This is a genomic window from Streptomyces chilikensis, from assembly GCF_001642695.1.
GTDB lineage: Bacteria > Actinomycetota > Actinomycetes > Streptomycetales > Streptomycetaceae > Streptomyces > Streptomyces chilikensis.
This window is the reverse complement of sequence record NZ_LWCC02000074.1, coordinates 19,020-26,036: the sequence shown is the minus strand read 5'-3', so window position 1 is coordinate 26,036 and position 7,017 is coordinate 19,020. Positions and strand designations below refer to the sequence as shown.

The following is a 7,017-nucleotide window of genomic DNA, read 5'->3' as shown; positions in this document are numbered from 1 at the left end:
CGGCCGCGCCCGCCGGTGCCGGGCGGCCGGCGGGTGGCGGCCCGGCCCACCCGGGCGTGCGCCGGGTGCTCGGCGAGGCCCGCGCCTACCTCGGCTCCCCTCCCCCGCCCGGCCGGGTGCGCACCTTCTTCGCCGACGGGGACGCGCGTACCGTGCGGGCCGACGGGCCCGGGTGGTCGCTGGTCGCCCGGACCGACGACATCGCGTTCCTGCTGCTCGACGACGGGCCCGGGGAGATCATCCCGGTGGGCCGCGGCCCGGAACTGCCCGCGCTGCTGGAGGGCCTGGCCGGTCTCGCCGTGGATCCCGTCTGATCCCTGGGCCTTGTCCGCCCCGTGAGCCGGACGAGGCCCGCGGGGCGGACGAGGCCTGCGGGGCTCCGCACGGCCCCGGGGGCCGTCCGGGCCGAGGGCACGTCCGCCGCCCCGCCCCGCCCGGGCCCTTCGCCCGCGCCGACGGCCTCCGGCCCTGCCGGTCGCTCCCACCCCGTCCTGTCCGCGCGCCCGGGGCCCTGCGGCGCGGCGGAACGCCACCACGGGTCCCGGCGGCTCCGGGGGTCCCGGCCCTGCCGGGACGCGTCGGCGGCGCGTTCGGGTTCGCGCCGCGCCCCGGCCCGTCCTGCCCTCCCCTCCCCGCTCACCGCGTCCCGGAGCGGCGCGGCGGGACGGGGTGGGACAGGGCACGGCGGGGGCAGCGGCCCATGTGGCACACCTCCACCCACACTCCGCCATCCCTGGTGTTCCGCCATATGGCTGACGGTGCGTCGGCCCACCACTATGAGGCAGCCCGCGGCCCAGCCGTGCCGTGCCGTACCCGCGTCCGGGCGCGCCGCGCCCGGCGCCCGGCCGCCCGCACCGTTCCGCTCCCTCAGCCTCTGGAGGCCCTTCATGCGTCTGTCCCCAGGTGTGCCCTGGGTCGCCGCGACCCTGCTGGCCGTGACCGCGCTCGGCGCCTCGCCCGCCGCCGCGGCCACCTCCGCGCAGGCCGGCGCCCCGGGCCACTGCGCCCGCCACGACCTCCTCAAGGTGCCCGCCGCGGACCACCAGGAGAGCGCCTGTCTCGAGGACCTGACCACCACGGGCCTGGCCGGCACCCCGTACACCGACATGGCCGACCAGGCCGGCCTGACCTCCGTCGCCACCCGCAAGCCCTCCGGTGTGCCCGGCGTGCAGATCGACGGCTACTTCCCCGACACCTCCTCCTTCAACACCACCCACGGCTGGAACCACGACGCCCAGTTCGTGATCCGGCTGCCCGACGACTGGAACGGCGGCCTGGTCGTCGCCGGCGCCCCCGGCACCCGCAAGCAGTACGCCTCGGACACCGCCGTCTCCGACCACGTGCTGTCCCTGGGCTACGCCTACGCCGCCACGGACAAGGGCAACAGCACGCCGGACTTCTACACCGACGGCAGGCGCCCCGGCGACGCGATCGTCGAGTGGAACGACCGGGTCACCCAGCTCACCCGTGCCGCCAAGGCGACGGTCGCCCAGCGGTACGGCACCGCCCCCCGGCGGACCTACGTCACCGGCATCTCCAACGGCGGTTACCTCACCCGCTGGCAGCTGGAGAACCACCCCGAGCTGTACGACGGCGGCGTGGACTGGGAGGGCACGCTGTGGACCGCGGACGGGCCCAACATGTTCACCTCCCTGCCGACGACGATCGCGCACATGCGCGGCGAGGCCGACGACCGGGACCTGTACGCGGCCGGCTTCGCCCGCGGCTCGGAGTTCCTGTGGCCGTACCACGCCACCGCGTACTGGGGCGTGACGCAGAAGATCTACCGCGCCGAGTTCGACCCGCGGTACGACCCGGCCTGCCCGGGTCCGTCGGCGGGCTCCACCGTCGCGGAGGTCCTGGCCCCGTGCGCCTCCGACGCCGCCTACGACTACGCCTCGCGTCCGCGGGCCGTGCGCGAGGCGGTGGAGCGGGTCTCGCTGACCGGCCGCATCGGCCGTCCGATGATCACGCTCCACGGCGACCTGGACACCCTGCTGCCCAGGACCGCCGACTCCGACGTGTACGCCCGGATGATCGACGAGGCCGGGCGCGGCGCCCTGCACCGCTACTACGGCATCGAGGGCGGCACCCACGTGGACGGCCTGTACGACACCTACCCGACGGCCCTGCGCCCGATCCTGCCCTGCCATCGCGCCGCGTTCGCCGCGCTGACCGCCTGGGTGGAGGACGGCGTGCGGCCGCCGGCCGACCACGACGTGGCACGGCCCGCCGAGGGCGACGTGGCCAACAGCTGCTCGCTCGACGGCTAGCGCCACCGGGCGGGGACGGGCCGGCGGCGCCGCCCGTCCCCGCCCCCGCCCCCGGCACCGCGGTGTCCGCGGTGCCGGGGGCGGGGACGGCGGACCGGCGGGGGCTCGGGCGGCACCGCCTCCGGGCCCCGGCCGGGGCCCGGGGGCCTCAGCGCCCGATCTGCTTGCGGGACACCCTCCGGAGCCGGCGCCGCTGGCCCGGGTCCAGGGCGAAGTAGGCGGCGGGGACTCCGAGCACGATCAGCAGGGACACCCACCACGGCAGCCAGAACAGCAGGACGAGTCCGGCCGCCGTGGCTCCTGCGGCGATCTTCGCGTTCCTCGACATCTTCGGTCGCCTCCTCAGCGGCCCGTTGCCGCTCTCTGTCCAGTGAACGTCATCGCGCTTGCGGACGGTTCCTCCCGTGTCCTCCGTCCGCCCCCGACCCGCCCCGGAGAAAACCCTGAGACGCCCCTTACACCCATCCGTCCCGCCGACCGCGCGGCCCCGGTGAACGCGCACCGCCCCGCACCGCGGGAAGCGGTGCGGGGCGGTGCCGGGCGGTGCCGGGCGGTGCCGGGTGCGGCGGAGGCGTCAGCCGCGGGCGCCGAGCAGGTGCTCCATGGCGAGCTGGTCGAGGCGCTCGAACGCCATGCCGCGCGCGGCGGCGGCGTCGACGTCGAACTCCTCGAACGCGGAGCGGTCGGCGAGCAGGCCCTCGACGCCGTCGGCGGCGGTCGGCCGGGCCAGCTCGTCGAGGCGGGAGGCGCGCAGGGCCTCCTGGACCTCGGGGTCGGCGCGGAAGGCCAGCGCGCGCTGCTTGAGCAGCAGGTAGTTGCGCATGTTGCCCTTGGCGGACTCCCAGACGCCGTCGAAGTCCTCGGTCCGCGGCGGCTTGAAGTCGAAGTGCTTCGGGCCCTCGTAACCGGCGCTCTCCAGCAGGTCGACCAGCCAGAACGCCTGGCGCAGGTCGCCGGCGCCGAAGCGGAAGTCCTGGTCGTACTTGATGCCGGACTGGCCGTTGAGGTCGATGTGGAAGAGCTTGCCCGCCCACAGCGCCTGCGCGATGCCGTGCGGGAAGTTCAGGCCGGCCATCTGCTCGTGACCGACCTCCGGGTTGAGGCCGACCAGCTCGGGGCGCTCGAGGCGGTCGATGAAGGCCAGGGCGTGACCGATGGTCGGCAGGAGGATGTCGCCGCGGGGCTCGTTCGGCTTGGGCTCGATGGCGAAGCGCAGGTCGTAGCCCTGGGAGACGACGTAGTCGCCGAGGAGGTCGAACGCCTCCTTCATCCGGTCGAGGGCGACGCGGACGTCCTTGGCGGCACCGGACTCGGCGCCCTCGCGGCCGCCCCAGGCGACGTAGGTGGTGGCGCCCAGCTCGACGGCGAGGTCGATGTTGCGGATGACCTTGCGCAGCGCGTAGCGGCGGATGTCGCGGTCGTTGGCGGTGAAGCCGCCGTCCTTGAAGACCGGGTGGGTGAAGAGGTTGGTGGTGGCCATCGGCACCTTCATGCCGGTGGCGTCCAGGGCACCGCGGAAACGCTTGACGACGGCCTCGCGCTCGGCGTCGGAGGAGCCGAAAGGTATCAGGTCGTCGTCGTGGAAGGTCACGCCGTAGGCACCCAGCTCGGCGAGACGCTGCACGGTCTCGACCGGGTCCAGGGCGGGACGGGTGGCGTCGCCGAAGGGGTCCTTGCCCTGCCAGCCGACGGTCCAGAGACCAAAGGTGAACTTGTCCTCGGGGGTGGGCTGGATGCTCATGGGGGTGGCTCCTTGCTTGAGGTCGACTATTTCGTCAGGCCGGTTTACAAATTAGTATGCATCCACGTCGCTGGGAAGGGACAACCTGGGGGTTTCGGCCCGGAGGGGGTCCGGACCGGCGGTCCAGCGAGGGACTCCGGCCGACGAGGTCGCGAGTACCACCGTCCACCAGGCAGAATCCGCACGTCGCGGAACCACAGGGAGAGCCCGATGTCAGCCAGCGAGGGTACGTACGTCGTCGGCGTGGATTCGTCCACCCAGTCCACCAAGGCGCTGGTCGTCGACGTCGCCACCGGGCGCGTCGTGGCGAGCGGCCAGGCCAGGCACACGGTCACCGGCGGCGACCGCCGCGAGAGCGACCCCCGGCAGTGGTGGGACGCGCTGTGCGCGGCGCTCGAGCAGTGCGGCGACGTGGTCCGCGAGGCGAAGGCGATCTCGATCGGCGGCCAGCAGCACGGCCTGGTGACCCTGGACGCGGACGGCGACCCGGTCCGCCCCGCGATGCTGTGGAACGACGTCCGCTCGGCGCCGCAGACCCGTCGGCTGATCGAGGAGCTCGGCGGCCCGGACGCCTGGGCGGAGCGCACCGGTTCGGTGCCCAGCACCTCCTTCACGGTCACCAAGTGGGCCTGGCTGACGGAGAACGAGCCGGAGGCCGCCGCCCGCGTCGCCGCCGTCCGCCTGCCGCACGACTACCTGACCGAGCGGCTGACGGGCGAGGGCACCACCGACCGCGGCGACGCCTCCGGCACCGGCTGGTGGGCGTCCGCGACGGAGGAGTACGACGCCAAGACCCTCGAGCACATCGGCCTGGACCCCGCGCTGCTGCCCCGGGTGGTCCGCCCCGGCGAGGCCGCGGGCACGGTCCGCGCGGGCCTGCCGCTGGCCGAGGGCGTGCTGGTCGCGCCCGGCACGGGCGACAACGCCGCCGCGGCCCTCGGGCTGGGCGTGCGGCCGGGCACCCCGGTGCTGAGCCTGGGCACCTCCGGCACCGTCTACGCGGTGACCGGGCGCCGCCCCGCCGACGCCACCGGCACGGTGGCCGGTTTCGCCGCGGCGAACGCGGGCTGGCTGCCGCTGGCCTGCACCCTGAACTGCACCCTGGCCGTGGACCGGATGGCCGAGCTGCTGGGCCTGGACCGGCAGGCGGTGGAGCCCGGTTCCGGCGTGACGATGCTGCCGTACCTGGACGGCGAGCGGACGCCCGCCCTGCCGCACGCCTCCGGCCTGATCCACGGCCTGCGCCACGACACCACGCCGGGACAGCTGCTGCAGGCCGCCTACGACGGCGCGGTGCACTCGCTGCTCGCCGCGCTCGACCTGGTCCTGGACGAGGACGCGGACCGTTCCACGCCGCTGCTGCTGATCGGCGGCGGCGCGCGCGGCACGGCCTGGCGGAACACGGTGCGCCGCCTGTCGGGCCGTCCGGTGCAGATCCCGCAGGCGCAGGAGCTGGTGGCGCTGGGCGCCGCGGCCCAGGCCGCCGGCCTGCTCACCGGCGAGGACCCGGCCGCCGTGGCCCGCCGCTGGAACACCGCGGACGGCCCGGTGCTGGACGCCGTGGAGCGCGACGACGACGCGCTGGAGCGCATCGGTTCGGTGCTCTCCGCCGCCACACCCCTGCTGGACCGTCCCTGACCTGACCCGCGCGGCCCCACGGCCGCGCGGCCGGCAGCCGAGGGCGGACGACCGCCCGGCCCCGCGTGCCCGCGCGGGGCCGGGCCCAGGAAGAGGTATGACCGCACGCAAGCAGCTCCCCGACACCCAGGCCGGCATGCGCCGCCGCAACCTCGCCCGAGTGATGCACACCGTGCGCGACGAGGGTCCGCTCTCCCGCGCCGCGGTGGCCTCGCACATCGGCCTGACCAGGGCCGCCGTCTCCACCCTGGTCGACGACCTGGTGCGCTGGGGCCTGCTCGAGGAGCTCGGGCCGGAGCGCAACGGCGCGACGGGCCGCGGCCGTCCCGGTTCGGCGCTCGCGGTGAGCGCGCGCGGCCCGGCCGGGATCGGCGCCGAGGTCGGCGTCGACCACCTGGCGGTGTGCGCGGTCGACCTGCGCGGCGAGGTGCGCGCCCGGGCGGTGCGCTACGGCCCCAACCGGGGACGCGCGGCGGAACCGGCCCTGGCGGAGCTGGGGCTGCTGGTGCGGCAGGTCGTGGCCGAGGCCGAGGCCGAGGGACTGTGGGCCGCGGGACTGACGGTCGCGGTGCCGGGCCTGGTGGCGCGCGACGCGCGGACCGTGGTCCGCGCCCCCAACCTGGGCTGGCACCGGACCGACCTGGGCGCGCTGCTGTCCTGCGGACTCGAGCCGACCGTCGACAACGAGGCCAACCTCGGCGGTCTGGCCGAACTGTGGCTCGGCAAGGACACGCCGCCCGACTTCCTGCACGTCTCGGCCGAGATCGGCATCGGTGCCGCGCTGGTGGTGGACGGCCGCCTGCTGCGCGGCGTGCGGGGGTTCGCGGGCGAGCTCGGCCACGTGCCGGTGCGCCCGGACGGACCGCCGTGCGGCTGCGGCGGCATCGGCTGCCTGGAGCAGTACGCGGGTGAGGACGCGGTGCTGCGCAGGGTCGGGCTCGACCCCGGTGAGGGCCGGGTGGGCCTGCTCGCCGAACGCGCCGGGGCGGGCGACGAGGCCGTCCGCGCCGCGCTGCACGACGCGGGGACGGCGCTGGGGATCGCCCTGACCGGCGCCGTGAACCTGCTGGACCCGCAGGCCGTGGTGCTGGGCGGCGAGCTGTCGGCGCTGGCGCCGTGGCTGCTGCCGTCGCTGCGGGAGGAGCTGTCCGGGCGGACGGCCGGACGGTCCTGCGAGGTGTCGGTCTCCCGGCTGGGCCCGGAGGGACCGCTGCTGGGAGCCGCGCACTCGGTCATCCGCGCCGTCCTGGACGACCCCGCGTCGGTGGCGGAACGGAACGCCTGAACCCCCGTGTGCGGCGGGCCGCCCGGGCGGAGGAAGGGCGCGCCGCGGGCGGACCGCCGGTGGACGGTCCCGGCGGGACC

Annotated in this window: 5 protein-coding genes and 1 pseudogene; 4 read left to right on the top strand and 2 right to left on the bottom strand. The window is 75.9% G+C overall.

The window, feature by feature from the left end:
• Both A2U95_RS22785 and A2U95_RS22780 read left to right on the top strand, forming a co-directional pair.
• A pseudogene (locus A2U95_RS22785) lies at window positions 1-314 on the top strand (hypothetical protein); the annotation flags it as partial.
• A 573-nt stretch (window positions 315-887) separates the two neighbouring features.
• On the top strand, window positions 888-2,273 hold the full coding sequence (locus A2U95_RS22780) for a tannase/feruloyl esterase family alpha/beta hydrolase (RefSeq protein WP_166026227.1): 1,386 nt from the start codon (window positions 888-890) through the stop codon (window positions 2,271-2,273).
• A 148-nt stretch (window positions 2,274-2,421) separates the two neighbouring features.
• On the opposite strand, the gene A2U95_RS22775 is transcribed toward A2U95_RS22780, so the two are convergent.
• Together A2U95_RS22775 and xylA are read right to left on the bottom strand one after the other, a co-directional pair.
• Complete coding sequence (locus A2U95_RS22775; RefSeq protein ID WP_166026225.1) at window positions 2,422-2,601, bottom strand: hypothetical protein; 180 nt, start codon at window positions 2,599-2,601, stop codon at window positions 2,422-2,424.
• Between the two features lie 246 nt (window positions 2,602-2,847).
• On the bottom strand, window positions 2,848-4,014 hold the full coding sequence (xylA, locus tag A2U95_RS22770) for a xylose isomerase (RefSeq protein ID WP_166026223.1): 1,167 nt from the start codon (window positions 4,012-4,014) through the stop codon (window positions 2,848-2,850).
• A 210-nt stretch (window positions 4,015-4,224) separates the two neighbouring features.
• On the opposite strand from xylA, the gene xylB reads away from it, so the two are divergent.
• Together xylB and A2U95_RS22760 are read left to right on the top strand one after the other, a co-directional pair.
• Window positions 4,225-5,652 carry a xylulokinase gene (gene xylB / locus A2U95_RS22765; RefSeq protein ID WP_166026221.1) on the top strand — a complete coding sequence of 476 codons (1,428 nt, stop codon included), beginning with the start codon at window positions 4,225-4,227 and terminating at the stop codon, window positions 5,650-5,652.
• Window positions 5,653-5,749: 97 nt separating this feature from the next.
• Window positions 5,750-6,937 carry an ROK family transcriptional regulator gene (locus tag A2U95_RS22760; RefSeq protein ID WP_166026219.1) on the top strand — a complete coding sequence of 396 codons (1,188 nt, stop codon included), beginning with the start codon at window positions 5,750-5,752 and terminating at the stop codon, window positions 6,935-6,937.
• Window positions 6,938-7,017: the final 80 nt, after the last annotated feature.

Bases quoted from the DNA above. Each gene is read 5' to 3' on its own strand.
- xylB (WP_166026221.1), top strand. From the start codon at position 4,225: ATGTCAGCCAGCGAGGGTACGTACGTCGTCGGCGTGGATTCGTCCACC.
- A2U95_RS22775 (WP_166026225.1), bottom strand. From the start codon at position 2,601: ATGTCGAGGAACGCGAAGATCGCCGCAGGAGCCACGGCGGCCGGACTC.
- A2U95_RS22760 (WP_166026219.1), top strand. From the start codon at position 5,750: ATGACCGCACGCAAGCAGCTCCCCGACACCCAGGCCGGCATGCGCCGC.
- xylA (WP_166026223.1), bottom strand. From the start codon at position 4,014: ATGAGCATCCAGCCCACCCCCGAGGACAAGTTCACCTTTGGTCTCTGG.
- A2U95_RS22780 (WP_166026227.1), top strand. From the start codon at position 888: ATGCGTCTGTCCCCAGGTGTGCCCTGGGTCGCCGCGACCCTGCTGGCC.